Below are 15,387 nucleotides of genomic sequence, written 5' to 3' on the forward strand. Positions count from 1 at the left end.
ACCATGACAGAAGCGACCCCGACCGCGCACCACGCCACCACCGGCCCCAGGCAGCGGCCTGCGGCACCCTCCCCCGCACACACCGCGGACGCGGCGGATCGCACGCACCCGGGCCCGGCGGACCGGCCCCCGGCCGGCACCCCGAGCAGCCTGCCCCGCACCGCACCGGACTCCGCACCGCACCGGGCAGCGCCGCCCGCGCGCCGCGACTCCCGGCGTCCGGGCGGCGTCCGGGGGCCGGGGGCGAGGCCGGGTGAAGGCCGGGCGGGCGCGCTCCGACCGCGGTCGCCGCGCCCGCCCGCCGGTACCGCCCCGGGGTCGGCCCTGCGGCCCCCGCCCGGCCGGTGCCGCCCCACGAGCTGTTCGCGGAGCGGCTGCTGTCGGTCCTGACCGGAGAGCGCCCCGTGCACTGGATGCTCGGCCACACCGTCGGCGAGGCGTACGAGCAGCTCATCCACCTGGCGCCGGCGAATCCGCTGCGCGTCGCCGGCAACGCCCTCAGGGCCGGCGGCCGCACCACCCGGCCGGTGCTGCGCCGGTGCGAGGGCAGGCCGCTGCGCCCGGGCGTGGTGGAGGCGTACGCGTGCGTGGAGTGCGGTGACCGGGTGCGCGCGATGGCGTTCCGCCTGGAGCAGGGTGAGGACCGCAGGTGGCGCTGCGCGGCCGTGGAGCTCGGCACCGTACCCCGCTCCGGGACGGCGCCGTACGCCTCGGCCCGCCCCTGACCCTGCTCCCCCGGGCCGGGAGCGGCGGCTGCGCGGCGGCAGGCGGTGCGCGGTGGCAGGCTGCGGGGCGGCCGCATCCGCCGCGGACGGCGATCCCGGCCCTGGAGGGGGAGCGAGGGCCCGCGCCCTGCGCCCGCGGGGCTCCGGCCAATCGGGGCACACGCCAGGCGCCGGGCCCGTCCCGGTGCGGTACGGCCCCGTCCGCTTCCTGCTCGCCATCGGAGCCGTGCCCGCGGCGCCGTACGACGCACCGCGTACGGGGCGGCCGCGGTGTCCGGCCGCCGGGCGGGCAGCCCTCGCCGGGCAGCGCGGGACGAGGGCCGGAGCCTGCGCGGCGGTGGCGGAGGGCGTGCGCCCACACACCCGTACGACCGCATGAGCCGAAGCCGCGTACGGGCGCCGACCGGGCCGGGCCTGGGTCTCCGAGCGGCCGGGCGGGGTGCAGGGCGCGCTCGGAGACCTCGGCACCGCGTCCAACGGCCGAGGGGCCAGAAGGACCCGCCAGGTGAGGGGCCACGGGTGCTCCTGAGACCCGGGACGGGCGGGCGGCGGGAACCACCTGCCGTACGTACGGGCCGCCAGTACGGCCCCTCTGCGCGGGCACGTGCCGCCTGCCGCCGTGCGGGACGTGCGGGACGTGCGGGACCGACCGGTCAGGCGCGTTTCCCACCCAGGTCGCGCCCGGGTGGCGGGCCCGGGCCTTCACGGCTACCGGGGGCCTTCAGGGCGTACGCAGGTCGGGACGGCGGGTCCCTGCTCCTCGGGGCACGTCACCCCGCCCGCCGGGCAGGGCGCGACCCGGGGCCGTGTTCCGGGCGCCCCGGCTGCTGCGTGTGACGCCGACCGCCCCGGGCGGCGCGGAGCCGCCTGACGCTGCCCCTGGGCGGGGCCGCGGGCGCCGCCGCGGTGCCGCCCCCGCGAAAAGGCGGGGCCGGTGCGCGTCTCCATGACGCGCACCGGCCCCGCCTCCTGCTTCCGGCGTCCTGCCGCGTCACGGCCGCGGCGGTCGCCACCAGGCCGCCTCGCTCACTTCTTGCGGCGGCGTCCGCCCTTCTGGGCCTTGCGGCGCTCCGCGCGGGTCATGCCGTCCGGGGCACGCGTCTCGCCGTTGTCGAAGTCGCCTTCGATGACCGTGCCCTCACCGTCGACCTTCGGCGCGGTGTAGTGGAGCCGGTTCGGACGCTGCGGCGCCTCCAGGCCCTTCGCGCGGATCTCGGGGCGCCCGGCACCGGCCGGCACGGCCTCCTCCTTCTGCAGCGAGGCGCGCTCGGCGGTCGCCTGCACGGGGACCTCCTCGACCTGCTGCTCGACCTGGACCTCCAGGTTGAACAGGTAGCCGACGGACTCCTCCTTGATGCCCTCCATCATGGCGGTGAACATGTCGAAGCCCTCGCGCTGGTACTCGACGAGCGGGTCCTTCTGGGCCATGGCCCGCAGGCCGATGCCCTCCTGGAGGTAGTCCATCTCGTACAGGTGCTCGCGCCACTTGCGGTCGAGCACCGACAGGACGACCCGCCGCTCCAGCTCGCGCATGATCTCCGAGCCGAGCTGCTTCTCCCGCGCGTCGTACTGCGCGTGGATGTCCTCCTTGACGGACTCCGCGATGAACTCGGCGGTGATCCCGGCGCGGTCGCCGGCGGCCTCCTCCAGCTCCTCGATGGTGACACCGCACGGGTAGAGCTGCTTGAAAGCGCCCCACAGCCGCTCCAGGTCCCACTCCTCCGCGAAGCCTTCGACGGTCTCCGCCTGGATGTACGCGTCGATGGTGTCGTCCATGAAGTGGCGGATCTGCTCGTGCAGGTCCTCGCCCTCCAGGACGCGGCGGCGCTCGCCGTAGATGACCTCGCGCTGCCGGTTGAGGACCTCGTCGTACTTCAGGACGTTCTTGCGGGTCTCGAAGTTCTGCTGCTCGACCTGCGACTGCGCGGACGCGATGGCCCGCGTGACCATCTTGTTCTCGATCGGCACGTCGTCCGGCACGTTGGCCATCGCCATGACGCGCTCGACCATCTGCGCCTTGAACAGCCGCATCAGGTCGTCGCCCAGCGACAGGTAGAAACGGGACTCGCCCGGGTCGCCCTGGCGGCCGGAGCGGCCTCGCAGCTGGTTGTCGATCCGGCGCGACTCGTGCCGCTCGGTGCCGAGCACGTACAGGCCGCCGAGGTCGCGGACCTCCTCCGACTCGGCCTTCACGGCCAGCTCGGCCTTCTCCAGGGCGCCGGGCAGGGCCGCCACCCACTCCTCCGGCGTCTCGACGGGGTCCAGGCCGCGCTGGCGCAGCTCCGCCTCCGCGAGGTCGTCGGGGTTGCCGCCCAGCTTGATGTCGGTACCGCGGCCGGCCATGTTCGTGGCGACCGTCACGGCGCCCTTGCGGCCGGCCTGCGCGACGATCGACGCCTCACGCTCGTGGTTCTTGGCGTTGAGGACCTCGTGCGGGATGCCCCGGTCGGACAGCTGCCGCGACAGGTACTCGGACTTCTCGACCGAGGTCGTGCCGACGAGGATCGGCTGGCCCTTCTTGTGCTTCTCCGCGATGTCGTCGACGACGGCCGCGAACTTCGCCACCTCGGTGCGGTAGATCAGGTCCGACTGGTCCTTGCGGACCATCGGCCGGTTCGTCGGGATCGGGACGACGCCCAGCTTGTAGATCTGGTGGAACTCGGCGGCCTCGGTCATGGCCGTACCGGTCATGCCGGACAGCTTGTCGTAGAGGCGGAAGAAGTTCTGCAGGGTGATCGTGGCGAGGGTCTGGTTCTCGTCCTTGATCGGGACGCCTTCCTTCGCCTCGATCGCCTGGTGCATGCCCTCGTTGTAGCGGCGGCCGGCGAGGATACGGCCGGTGTGCTCGTCGACGATCATGACTTCGCCGTCGATGACGACGTAGTCCTTGTCCTTCTTGAACAGTTCCTTCGCCTTGATGGCGTTGTTCAGGTAGCCGACGAGCGGCGTGTTCACCGACTCGTACAGGTTGTCGATGCCGAGCCAGTCCTCGACCTTGGCGACGCCGGACTCGTGGATGCCGACGGTCCGCTTCTTCTCGTCGACCTCGTAGTCGCCGGTCTCCTCGATGCCCTTCAGCGGGTTGCCCGGCTCGCCGCGCTTGAGGCGCTGCACGAGCTTGGCGAAGTCGCCGTACCACTTGGTGGCCTGGTCCGCGGGACCGGAGATGATCAGCGGCGTGCGCGCCTCGTCGACGAGGATGGAGTCGACCTCGTCGACACACGCGAAGTTGTGTCCGCGCTGCACGAGCTCCTCCTGCGACCACGCCATGTTGTCGCGGAGGTAGTCGAAGCCGAACTCGTTGTTCGTGCCGTACGTGATGTCGCAGTTGTACTGCTCGCGGCGCTGCGTGGGCGACATGTTGGCGAGGATGCAGCCGACCGTCAGGCCCAGGAACTGGTGTACGCGGCCCATCAGCTCGGAGTCGCGCTCGGCCAGGTAGTCGTTCACCGTGATCAGGTGCACGCCCTTGCCGGACAGCGCGTTCAGGTACGCGGGCAGCGTACCGACGAGGGTCTTGCCCTCACCGGTCTTCATCTCCGCGACGTAGCCGAGGTGCAAAGCGGCGCCGCCCATGATCTGGACGTCGTAGTGGCGCTGACCGAGGACGCGCTTGGCCGCCTCGCGGACGGTCGCGAAGGCTTCCGGAAGCAGGTCGTCCAGGCTCTCGCCGTCCTGGTAGCGCTGCTTGTACTCCTCGGTGAGCGCCCGCAACTCGGCGTCGGAGAGGTCGACGAAGTCCTCTTCGATGGAGTTGACCTGGTCCGCGATGCGGTGCAGTTTGCGCAGGATCTTGCCTTCGCCTGCACGCATGAGCTTGTTGAAGACGGACACTGAGGCTGGTCTCCTTGCCGGTCGGGCCTGGCACTGGGTCTTGTCACGGACACGGACACGGGCACGGCAGGTGGGCCCCACCGCAACGGTCATCGTAAGCGAGGACCCGGCACGCCGGGAGGTCCGCCGCCGCCGAGGACCGACTGCCGCCCTGGGTCGTGCCCTCACCGTCCCGTCCGCCTGCCGGCGCCCGGCCCGCATCCTCACCGCGCCGGAGCCGGTCACCACCGCACCCGCGGTGGCTCCCTTCGCCCGCCTCGCGGCAGGACGCACCAGACGCCACCCGGCCCGCCCTGGGGGCGGAGACGCTCCTGTGACGGCACTCCCTCAAGCACAACGGCCGGGACCGCGGGAAAGTGCCGCCGACCGGGCAACGTGCGCGAAAAGTCCTCGCGCGGCGCCTCCTCCCACCAGCAGAATCCCGCCATGAAGCCGGTCACCCTCACCTCCGAGCGCCTGTTCCTGCGCTCCTTCACCGCCGACGACGCCGAAGCCGTCCGCGCCGCCTGCCAGGACCCCGACGTGCAGCGCTGGATACCCCTGCCCAGCCCGTACCGCCGGCAGGAAGCCGAGGACTTCGTCGGCCGGTACGTCCCCGAGGCCTGGCGCGCCGACTCCGAGTACACGTTCGCCGCGCTCCCCCGCGAGGGCGGGCCCCTGCTCGCCGCCGCCAGCCTCCACCACCCGCGCGCCGGCACCTGGGAGATCGGCTACTGGACCGCGAAGGAGCACCGCGGCAGCGGATACGCCACCGAAGCGGTCCGCGCCCTGGCCCACTGGGGCTTCACCACCCTCGGATGCAGCCGCCTGGAGTGGCGGGCCGAGGTCGGCAACACCGGCTCCCGGCGCGTCGCCGAACGCGCGGGCTTCACCATGGAGGGCGTCCTGCGCGCCGGCCTCGACCACCGGGGCACCCGCCGCGACTGCTGGATCGCCTCGCTCCTCCCCGCCGACCTGGACCTGCCGAGCCCCGTCCCGTACCTCACGCCACGCGGCTGACCCCCGCGCCCCACACCGCACGGCGGGCCCCGACCCGGTGCAGGGGGCGGGCCGCGCCCCTGCACCGCACACCGCAGTGGGCTGCGCCCCCGCCTCGGACCACCTGGCGGACCCCGCCTCACGGAGCGCGGCTCCACCCCGGAGCGGCCGCGGCCCGCTCCGCAGCGGCCTGTGGAAAACCCGCGCCGCGCTGTCAGTACCCGCGTCTATCGTGCGGACCATGACGACGACCCTGCCGCGTCCCCTCACCGAACTGTCCGCCGACGAGGCGCGCCGCATCGCCCTGCGCGCCCAGGGCTTCCTCGGCGCACCGGACCGCCGCGCCGGGGTGCGGGGCATACTGCGCCACCTCGGTGCGGTCCAGCTCGACACGATCTCCGTGCTGGCCCGCTCCCACGAGCTGGTGCCGTACGCCCGGCTCGGCGCGGTCGGCCGCCGCACGGTCGACACCGCGTACTGGACGGAGCGGCACGCCTTCGAGTACTGGTCGCACGCGGCGTGCATCCTGCCCATCGAGGAGTGGCCGCACTTCGCCTTCCGCCGCCGCGCCTACCGGCGCCGCCCGCAGTGGTACCACGACCTGCCCGACGGCGCGTACGACGCGGTCATCGAGCAGCTGAGGGAGCGCGGCCCGCTCACCGCCACCGAGTTGGGCGGCGCCAAGAACGGCGGACCCTGGTGGGACTGGTCGGCGTCGAAGGTGGCTGTCGAGCGGGCCCTGATGTACGGCGAGGTGGTGTGCACCGAGCGGCGCGGCTGGAAGCGGGTCTACGACCTCGCGGAGCGCGCCGTACCGGCCGAGCTGCTCCACGACGAGCTGGACGACACGGAGTGCCTGCGCCGCCTGGTGGCACTGGCCGGCAAGGCCCTGGGCGTCGGTACGCGCGCGGACATCGCCGACTACCACCGCCTCAAGGGCGAGCAGTTCGACGCGGTGGTCGCGGACTCCGGCCTGGTGCCCGTGCGGGTGGAGGGCTGGGACAAGCCCGCCTGGGCCGACCCGGACGCACTGGCGGACGAGCCGCGCGGGCGCCACCGCACGACCCTGCTGTCCCCGTTCGACTCCCTCATCTGGGAGCGGGCCCGCACGGAACGCATCTTCGGCTTCACCCACCGGCTTGAGGCGTACGTACCGAAGCAGAAGCGGATCCACGGCTATTTCGCGATGCCGCTGCTCGCCGGGGGGAAGCTGCTCGGCCGGGTCGACCCCGCCCGCGAGGGCACCACCCTGGTGGCCAAGCAGGTGTCGTTGGAGAGCCCGAAGGCGGTCGCGCCCATGGCACGCGCCCTCCGGGAGGCAGCGGCATGGGTGGGTTGCGACACGGTACGGATCGAACGCGTGGACCACCCCGAACTGGCCCAGCCCCTCACAGCAGCCGTGTCATAGCCGACCCCGCCGCCCGCTGCCGGGCTTGAGGTGTCACGCCGCCGCCGGACCGGCACCCCCTGCGGAACGGGCACTGGGCGGGACGACTGGCCTGGACGCACGGCTTTCGGAGGTGGCGGCGGGTATTGGCCCACGGCTACCGCAGGGGCGGGCCTGGGCTGGTGGCTTCGGTGCGGTGACGGGTGTCGGCCGGCGGCTACCGCGCAGGGGCGGGCGGGCTACGGCCGGACGGCATCGCCCCGGTCAGCGGCGGCAGAGGCGGACGGCGGTCCCGGCCGCGGCCCGCCACTCCGGGCGGCTGACGGCAGCCGGTGGCTGCCGGGCCCGACGGCTGACGGGGCCGGTGGCTGCCAGGCCCGACGGCTGACGGGGGCCGATGGCTGCCAGGCCGACGGCTGACGGGGGCCGATGGCTGAGGCGGCCTGCGACCGCGAGGCAGCCCTGGGCGGACGGCGGCGGCAGGCGGAGGTGCGGTACGGCTCCCCGGCCTGACACGGCCTCGCAGCCTGTCTCGGCCTGGTGGTCTGGCGGCCTGCTGGCCTGTCACGGCCTGGTGGCCTGCGGAAGGGCACCCGTCCGTCGCCGGGTCGCGTCCCACCCGCACGCTACGTCCGTCACCGGATCTCGAGGATCTTCTCCCGCATCGCGTACACCACCGCCTCCATCCTGGAGTGCAGCTGCAGCTTCTCCAGGATGTTGCGGACGTGGTTCTTCACCGTGTTCTCGGAGATGAACAGCTCCTTGGCGATGTCCCGGTTGTTCATCCCGGTCGCCACCAGTTTCAGCACCTCCAGCTCCCGATCCGTGAGCCGGGGCGCGGGCACGAGGCGCCGGTCGTCGGTGCGCTGGATCATGGACTTGAACTCGGTGAGGAGCTTGGACGCCATGGACGGGCTGATCTGCGACTGGCCGTCGGCGACCGCCCGGATCGCCGTGGCGACCTCGTCGGTGGAGATCTCCTTGAGGAGGTAGCCGGTCGCACCCGCCTTGATGGCGTCGTAGAGGTCCGCTTCCTCGTCGCTGATCGTCAGCATGATGATCTTGGCGCTGGGGGCGACCTCCTTGATGGAGGTACAGGCCTCGATACCGCCGCGCTTCGGCATCCGCACGTCCATGAGCACGATGTCCGGAAGCAGGTCGGCGGCCTTGTCGACGGCCTCCGAGCCGTCGCCCGCCTCGCCCACCACCTGGATGTCCTCCTCCTGTGCGAGGACGATCTCCAGGCCGCGCCGGAAGAGCGCGTGGTCGTCGACGACGAGGACCCGGATGGGCTCCTTGCGGGACGCTTCCTCATCCCGGTCGTCGGGGCCGCCCCGCGCGCCCGTCCCGTACCCCGGGGCGCCGGAGCCGCCCGGATGGTGCACCGGGCCGAAGCTTTCCGCCATGGTTCCTCCCCCTGCAGGCCGGGGCCCTGAAGTTCACGGTCAAGACCAACGGCTGCCCGTCACGGCCCCGTTGGCACGCGTCGCCATGATTTCATGCCCGGACGGCGAAGCGGTGATCCGTCGGTGGCACGGGGGTGCCCCTGGGGGCGCACGAGGCGCTTCCAGGGGCACTCGATCGATGCAGGATCAGTCAGATTCGATCACGATCCGCCACAACCGGTCGAGTCGGCTCACGCCCAACCAGCCGGAATGACGTGCCGCTCACTCATTCACCCGTCCTGTTCGGTTCGCTTCCGTTTCCGGTCACCCGGCCACCTTCCGCCCGGATCCATTACCGGGCGCGTACGGCAGATCCGATTCACTCGATCCATTCGCCCGTTCACCCGTTCGCCCGAGCCCTTTCCGGCTCACGGGTGTGCGTCGACGTCCCGTGTTCCGTCGGCCTCCGCGTTCCGTACTCCGTCGCGGCCTCCGCGTTCCGTCAGCCTCCGAGCGCTCCGCCCAATTCGCGGTTCTCCACCGCCAGCGGGTCGTGCTCCAGGTGGATCACGCCGTAGTCGTAGGCGTGGCGCCGGTACACGACGCTCGGCTGCTTGGTGTCCGCGTCGACGAACAGATAGAAGTCGTGCCCGACCAGCTCCATCTCGTAGAGCGCCTGGTCGAGCGACATGGGGGCGGCCCGGTGCGTCTTCTCACGCACGACGAGGGGCCCTTCGCCCTGGACCTCCAGTGACCCCATGCGGGTCGTGGGGACAGCCTCCGTGTCCTCTTCCATGACCGCGACACCGGCTCCGTTGAGCCGGGCGACACCCGGCACCGCGTCGGCCACCTCCGCGGCGGTGAGACGGCCGGCACCGCGGCGCGTGTGGCGCTTGTCGTGCTGCTTGCGCAGCCGCGCCTCCAGCTTGGCAGTCGCGAGATCGAGCGCGGCATACGGGTCGCCTGCAGCCGCCTCCGCCCGGATCACCGGGCCACGGGAGTGAAGGGTGATCTCCACGCGGTCCGACCGGTCGGCCTGCCGCGGGTTGTGTTCCTTGGACACCTCGACGTCCAGGCTGATCACCTTGCCGTCGAGCTTCTGGATCTTCTCCAGCTTCAGCTTCTCGGCCACGTGCTTGCGGAACCGCTCGGGCACCTCGGTCTTGCGGCCCTTGACGACGATGTCCACGCAGAACTCCGTTCCCGGATCGCCCCGACCAGCTCACCAGCCGGCGGGCATCTCCCTTGTGCACCAGACCCCGGTGAGCACCGGGGCCTCGGACTTGGCGACTTCGCTCTCCTCCTCCCCAGTCGACAAGATCCCCACCCCACAACATCGAAGTGCTGGCCGGCTCCGGATTCCGGCCGGACGCATGGCGGCGCATTCGGTGAAGGGCGGCATTCGCCATTCCTGTACAACCGAACATAGCTCGCTCGGACGGCTCTCGGCACCCGCTACCAGCACAAACCTCCAAACAGATGCCCTTGGTCCCTCATCACCTGCAACGTTGCAGTTTTCTCAGGGGTTCCGGTTTATTTCGAACGCTTTTGGAGAGGCTGCAACGACAGCCGCGCCCGCCAGCACCAACCCGCCGCCCCACCCCGCACCACCCGCGACCGCGCAACCCGTCCTGTCCGCGCACAGCTGAAGCACACCCACTGCGCAGGGCCCCGCCCCACCCCGACGGGAACCCTCCTCCCGGTGGAGTCCGGCACAACCTCGACCGGACATGACCTCCCCTGGCGCGGCACGGTCCAGACCGGAGTCCCCCTCCTGGTATCCGGCACCACCGCGGCCACGGACCACCGCAGCATGCTCAGCACAGCCCCGGCCGGAGCCTGCCTCCTGGGATCCGGCCCCACCCCGACGGGAACCCGTCGCCCGCACCCCGGCACCGCCCAGACGTGAGACCGCCTCCCGCCCGGCACCGCCCAGACCGGAGACCACCTCCACGCCCGCCGGCCGCGCCTCGGCCGCGTACCGCCCTCCCCCACTTCCAACGACGGCAGCGCCCCGCGCCACGCCGCACCCGCACCCGCACCCGCACCCGCACCCGCACCCGCAGAGGACAGTGCCCGTGTCGGCCTCCAGCAGCCGACACATGGCCTCGCGGACGGCTCGCGCCGCCTCGGCCAGGGACGCGCCCGTGGTCATGAGGTCGTCGACGAGGACGACTCGTCCACCACGGAGCAGCCGTTCGCGCCCCCGCGCCACTTCGAGAGCGCCAGCCAGGTTCGCCAACCGCCCCGGCGCATCAAGACCCGCTTGGTCGGCAACCGCCCGCCGCTGCCGCAGCACCGGTACCACCACGGCCGCCGCACCCCCTCGCCGCAACTCCCCAGCCGCCGCCCACGCGATCCGACGCACCGCGTCATGGCCCCGAGCCCGTACAGCCCGCCGCGCCGACGGGACGGGCACCAGCAGCAGTTCCTGGCGGCTGCCCTGGGGGTGGGGCCCCTCCCCTCCCCCTCCCTCCCCCCACCCGCCGCTCCTCCTCCCCCGCCGCGTGCCGCGCGCCGTCGCTGTGCCCGCTGCCGTCGTGGATCCGGCGGCCGCGGTGGTCGGCGCGTCGTGCAGGGCCAGCACCGCCCCTGCGAGGGCCGCACCCAGGGGTGCAGCCAGGGCGAGGGCGCCGCGCTCCTTGTGCGCGAGGAGCGCGGCCCGGACCCCGTCCTCGTAGGGTGCGGCAGCCCGTACTTCCGGCAGGCCTGCCGGTACGGGTGAGGGTTGCACCCGTGCGGCGGGCCGTCCGCGCAGTGCCGAGGTGCAGGCGGCGCACAGTGCCGTGCGGGGGCGGCCGCAGCCGGCGCAGGCGGTCGGGAGGACCAGCCCTGTGAGTTCCTGCCACCATCCCCGCATGACGTCCACTGTGGCGGGCGGCCACGGCGGCTGCCACCCCTGTGGATAACTCACGGTCCGACGGGCGATGGAGGCGAACAGGCGGGAGGCACGGGTACCCAGCCACAGGCCCACAGGCCCCACAACGGCCCACGGCAGAGAGAGCCACAGAGCCACAGAGCCACAGAGCCACAGAGCCACAGAGCCACAGAGGAACCGGAATGCGCCCCTCGGGGTGGCGGGCTCAGCCCGGGTAGATGGGGGCTGAGCCCTTGTCGGTCACCGGCTGCCAGTTGGCGCCGCCCTGGAGGCGGACGATGCCGTCGTCGGTGGCGGCGACGAGGGGGACGCGTTCGTCGTTCGCGGCGGCCACAGCCGTGACCTGGTTCAGGCCGGGGATCACTGCAGCGGCTGAGCCGTCCGTCTGGAGGTAGCGGATCTGCTGGACGCCGCCGTCGAGCTTGCCGAGGACGACGAGGCGGCTCGGACCCGCCCACGACATGGACGTCACGGAGTCCATGCGGGGGGCGATGGGCTGGAGGTCGACGACGGAGATCTTCTGCCCGTCGCCGGAGCCCTGCCGTTCGACGCGCCCGATGTGCAGGGTCGTCTTTCCGTCCCGCTGGAGCCGCAGCGCCATGCGGACGCCGTCCTTGGAGACGCGGAGCTCCTCGACGCGTACGTCGCTCGTCAGCCACGGGGCGGTGACCGGGCGTGGCGTGCCGGTGCCGCCGGGAACGATCAGGAGGCGCGGCTCGGCGGGGTTGCGGTCGGCGACCCACAGGTCGTCGCGCCCGTCCCAGCTGGGAGCCGACAGCCGCTGCTCGGGCTTCGCGCCCTTGCTGTCGATGATCGCTTCGGGGAGGTCGCCGTCGGCGACGATGGAGGCCACGCGCAGGGAGCGGCCGTTCTGGGTGACGGCGGCGGCGCGTTGCTCGTCGCGGCTGACGGCGGCCTTCTCGATCTGCAGTTGGCCGTTGCCGAAGGGTCCGTAGACGGGGCGCGGGTCGGCGCCTTCCTTGGCGCCGGGGCGGAGCTGTGCGAGGCGTCCTTCGGCGTCGACGAAGTACGGCGTTTCGCGCAGGGCCGTGGCGTGGTCGACGACGAAGTCGCTGCGCTGGTCCTCGCCGAGTACGCACAGGGTGCTGCGGCCGTCGGAGTGGAGGAGTTCGACCTGCTGGACCTTGGTGGAGGCGAGGTCGGCCACGGTGAAGAGGATTTGTGCGGCCATCTCGCGGCACTGGTCGCGGCCGACGTTGTCGGCTTTGTCGTTGAGGGGGATCTTCAGGGTGTTGCGGTCGTCGGTCGTGAGGGACGTGACGTCCTTCCTGAGTTCCGTGCCGGTCGGGAAGCGGGAGTCGACGACGGGTTCCAGCCAGTTGGTGGGTCCTTCGAGCAGGGCCTTGACGCTCTGCGTGAGGGAGTCCATGTGGGTGACGGGGTCCTGCCGCTTGCGGATGTAGACGGGGTCGGCGAGGACCCAGTCGCGGCCGGACGCGAAGTAGTACTTGTTGACGGAGCGGTAGTTCCGCTGGAAGTCGGACTGACCCATGACGAGGCCCTGCGGCAGGCCGTCGATGCGCCATTCCTTGGCTTTGCCGTCGGCGGAGCGCTGCTGGACGAGGCGGATGGTCTCGTTGTACGCCGCGGGGGCGAGCGGCTGGTAGGCGCGCCGCGCGTCGACGAGGGCGATCTTCTGCCCGGTCAGGGGGTAGAGCAGGGCCTGGGGCTCGTCGGGTGCGCTTCGGTCGTGCTGGCGGCCGTGGTCGGGTCGGGGTACGGGGGCGGCGCTGAGGACCGTGGTGTGTTCTTCGGGCCGCCATGTCTGGGCGGCCTGTTTGGTGAGGTACTTGCGGGCGGTGTCGAAGCCGGGATCGTCGCCGGTCATGGCTTCGAGGAAGCCTTCGACGATCTCGCTGGGTTCGGCGTTGTCGCGGGGCGGCACGGGGTAGACGCGTACCTGCGAGTCGCCTTGCCGGGAGGCTTTGACGGGGTTGACGTCTCCGCTGTCGGGCATGGAGGCGCATCCGGCGAGCAGGGCGGCGATGCAGCCCAGGGTGGCGGCTCGTGTGCCCCTTCGTCCACGGCTGTGCTGACGGCGGTCAGCGCCCACGGGTGGTGCCCTCCTGTGTGGTTCCGGTGGTGTCCGTCGATGTGCGCGGTGCGTTCGGTGTGCCCGGTGCGTCGGGGGGTGGGGTGGCTGCCGGAGGGCTGCCCTGGTCGGGGTCGTGGTCTGCCGGGGTGCCGCTGTCCGGTGTGCTGCGGTCGCCGTGGGTGTCGCTGTCCGGTGTGCTGCGTTCGCCGTGAGTGCGGGCGACGACGCGGGTGCCGTTGCCGGGGAGGGCGGTGGGGTCCGCGGACGGGGTCGGCTGGTGGGTGGGCAGGGGGAGGCCGCTGCGGTGCTGGTGGCTCGGGGGTGCTGCGGGGCGGGTGGTGCCCTGCGGGGTGGTGTTGCCGGTGGGGGTGCGCTGCTTGCGGCGGGAGTCCTCGGGTTCGAGGGGTATGGGGGAGCCGCGCAGGGGTTCGTCGGCGGTGCGGGGCAGGGTGAGCCGGAACTGCGAGCCGCCGCCGGGTTCTCCCCATGCCTGGAGCCAGCCGCCGTGCAGGCGGGCGTCTTCCAGGGCGATGGACAGTCCCAGTCCGGTGCCGCCGGTGGTGCGGGCGCGCGCGGGGTCGGCGCGCCAGAAGCGGTTGAAGACGCGGGTGGCTTCGCCGGGTTTCAGTCCGACACCGTAGTCGCGTACGGCGACGGCGACGGCGCCGCCCGCGGAGGCCAGTTTGACGACGACATCGCGGCCTTCGCCGTGTTCGACGGCGTTGACGACGAGGTTGCGCAGGACGCGTTCGAGGCGTCGGGCGTCGGCTTCGGCGATGACGGGCTGGTTGTCGCCGGTGACGAGGATGCGGCCGCCTTTGTGCTCGGCGAGTGGCTGGGCGCCTTCGATGACGCGGCGGACGACGTCGCGCAGGTCGATCGGTTCTGCTTCGAGGGCTGCGGCGCCGGCGTCGAAGCGGCTGATTTCGAGGAGGTCGCCGAGCAGGGACTCGAAGCGGTCGAGCTGGTCTCCGAGGAGTTCGGCGGAGCGTGCGGTGACCGGGTCGAAGTCGCCTCGGGCCTCGTGGATGACGTCGGCGGCCATGCGGACGGTGGTGAGCGGGGTGCGCAGCTCGTGGGAGACGTCGGAGACGAAGCGGCGCTGCATCCGGGAGAGGTCCTCCAGCTGCTGGATCTTGTGCTGGAGGTTCTGCGCCATCTTGTTGAACGCTTCGCCGAGGCGGGCGATGTCGTCTTCGCCGGTGACCTTCATGCGTTCTTGGAGGCGGCCGGCGGAGAGGCGTTCGGCGACGCCCGCGGCCATGCGGACGGGTGTGACGACCTGCCGTACGACGAGCCAGGCGATGGCGCCGAGGAGGCCGACGACGAAGAGCCCGGCGGTGGCGATGGTGGTTTTGACGAGGGTGAGGGAGGCCTCTTCCTGGGTGAAGGGGAAGAGGTAGTAGAGCTCGTAGGCGTTGCCGTCGACGTCGTTGAGGCGCTTGCCGATGACGAGTCCGGGTTCGGAGTGCTGCCCGTCGGCGTACTGGATGCGGGTGTACGTCTGGTGCGTGTCGGAGCTCTGGGAGACGGCTTCGCGCAGGGCGACGGGGATGCTCTCGATGCGGACGCCGCCGGAGGCGCGGGCGCCGCGGCTTGGTGCGCTTCCGGCGGTGTCGGAGCTGAGGGCGACGACGTCGAAGGCGCCCGCGCCTCCGCTGGCGAGTTGGACGACGAGGTCGGAGCGCCAGTTCAGCAGGGAGCGGGAGGTGGCGGAGGGGGTGTCGTCCCCGTCGGTGCCGGCGGGGGGCCGGGCGGCTGCGGCGGCTTCGTCCTGGGCGGCGGAGAAGCCTCCGGCGGCCTGGGACTGGGCGGCTCGTTCCTTGGTCTCGAGGAGGCCGTTGCGCACCTGCCCGATGACGACGAACCCGAGGAGGAGGACGACGCCGAGGGACATGAGCAGGGTGGCGGCGACCACGCGGAGCTGGATGTTGCGCCGCCACAGCCGTACGGCGGGCAGCAGGGGCCGGCGGAGCCAGCGTGCCAGGAGGCGCAGGACGGGGCCGCCGGGGGCGGCGTCCGTCAGGAAGGGGCCGCTGTGGCGGAGGCGGGTGAGGCGTGAGGGGGTGTGCCGGGTCGCGGCAGCCCGCTCTGCGCGGGCCGCGGGGTGCCCGGCTTGGGGAGCGGAGCTGCCGCGGGGCATG

General features: G+C 72.5%; 8 protein-coding genes and 1 pseudogene. 3 read left to right on the forward strand and 6 right to left on the reverse strand.

Annotated elements, in window-relative coordinates; genetic code table 11:
- The first annotated feature begins 344 nt into the window (after positions 1-344).
- On the forward strand, positions 345-725 hold the full coding sequence (locus tag L6E17_RS27520; protein ID WP_236243369.1) for an Rv3235 family protein: 381 nt from the start codon (positions 345-347) through the stop codon (positions 723-725).
- A 1,026-nt stretch (positions 726-1,751) separates the two neighbouring features.
- On the opposite strand, the gene secA is transcribed toward L6E17_RS27520, so the two are convergent.
- Positions 1,752-4,559: a preprotein translocase subunit SecA gene (gene secA / locus L6E17_RS27525; RefSeq protein ID WP_236243370.1), complete on the reverse strand. Its 2,808-nt coding sequence runs from the start codon at positions 4,557-4,559 to the stop codon at positions 1,752-1,754.
- 426 nt (positions 4,560-4,985) lie between these two features.
- On the opposite strand from secA, the gene L6E17_RS27530 reads away from it, so the two are divergent.
- Both L6E17_RS27530 and L6E17_RS27535 read left to right on the forward strand, forming a co-directional pair.
- Positions 4,986-5,558: a GNAT family N-acetyltransferase gene (locus L6E17_RS27530; protein ID WP_236243371.1), complete on the forward strand. Its 573-nt coding sequence runs from the start codon at positions 4,986-4,988 to the stop codon at positions 5,556-5,558.
- Between the two features lie 220 nt (positions 5,559-5,778).
- Positions 5,779-6,945: a winged helix-turn-helix domain-containing protein gene (locus L6E17_RS27535; protein ID WP_236243372.1), complete on the forward strand. Its 1,167-nt coding sequence runs from the start codon at positions 5,779-5,781 to the stop codon at positions 6,943-6,945.
- Positions 6,946-7,559: 614 nt separating this feature from the next.
- Here the strand turns inward: L6E17_RS27535 and L6E17_RS27540 are convergent.
- From L6E17_RS27540 to mtrB, 5 genes and pseudogenes are all read right to left on the reverse strand, one after another.
- Positions 7,560-8,330 carry a response regulator transcription factor gene (locus L6E17_RS27540; protein ID WP_236243373.1) on the reverse strand — a complete coding sequence of 257 codons (771 nt, stop codon included), beginning with the start codon at positions 8,328-8,330 and terminating at the stop codon, positions 7,560-7,562.
- A 481-nt stretch (positions 8,331-8,811) separates the two neighbouring features.
- Positions 8,812-9,498 (reverse strand): ribosome hibernation-promoting factor, HPF/YfiA family, encoded by a 687-nt coding sequence (gene hpf, locus L6E17_RS27545; protein WP_236243374.1) that lies wholly within the window; start codon positions 9,496-9,498, stop codon positions 8,812-8,814.
- Positions 9,499-10,413: 915 nt separating this feature from the next.
- A pseudogene (locus L6E17_RS27550) lies at positions 10,414-11,169 on the reverse strand (ComF family protein); the annotation flags it as partial.
- Positions 11,170-11,392: 223 nt separating this feature from the next.
- Complete coding sequence (locus tag L6E17_RS27555) at positions 11,393-13,165, reverse strand: LpqB family beta-propeller domain-containing protein (RefSeq protein ID WP_236243375.1); 1,773 nt, start codon at positions 13,163-13,165, stop codon at positions 11,393-11,395.
- 85 nt (positions 13,166-13,250) lie between these two features.
- The gene (gene mtrB, locus L6E17_RS27560; RefSeq protein ID WP_236243376.1) at positions 13,251-15,386 is read right to left on the reverse strand and encodes an MtrAB system histidine kinase MtrB; all 2,136 of its coding nucleotides are present in this window, start codon (positions 15,384-15,386) and stop codon (positions 13,251-13,253) included.
- Position 15,387 lies beyond the last annotated feature (1 nt).

This window comes from Streptomyces sp. CC228A, from assembly GCF_021390935.1.
Classification (GTDB): Bacteria; Actinomycetota; Actinomycetes; order Streptomycetales; family Streptomycetaceae; genus Streptomyces.

Bases quoted from the DNA above. Each gene is read 5' to 3' on its own strand.
- L6E17_RS27530 (WP_236243371.1), top strand. From the start codon at position 4,986: ATGAAGCCGGTCACCCTCACCTCCGAGCGCCTGTTCCTGCGCTCCTTC.
- L6E17_RS27535 (WP_236243372.1), top strand. From the start codon at position 5,779: ATGACGACGACCCTGCCGCGTCCCCTCACCGAACTGTCCGCCGACGAG.
- L6E17_RS27540 (WP_236243373.1), bottom strand. From the start codon at position 8,330: ATGGCGGAAAGCTTCGGCCCGGTGCACCATCCGGGCGGCTCCGGCGCC.
- L6E17_RS27555 (WP_236243375.1), bottom strand. From the start codon at position 13,165: ATGCCCGACAGCGGAGACGTCAACCCCGTCAAAGCCTCCCGGCAAGGC.
- mtrB (WP_236243376.1), bottom strand. From the start codon at position 15,386: ATGCCCCGCGGCAGCTCCGCTCCCCAAGCCGGGCACCCCGCGGCCCGC.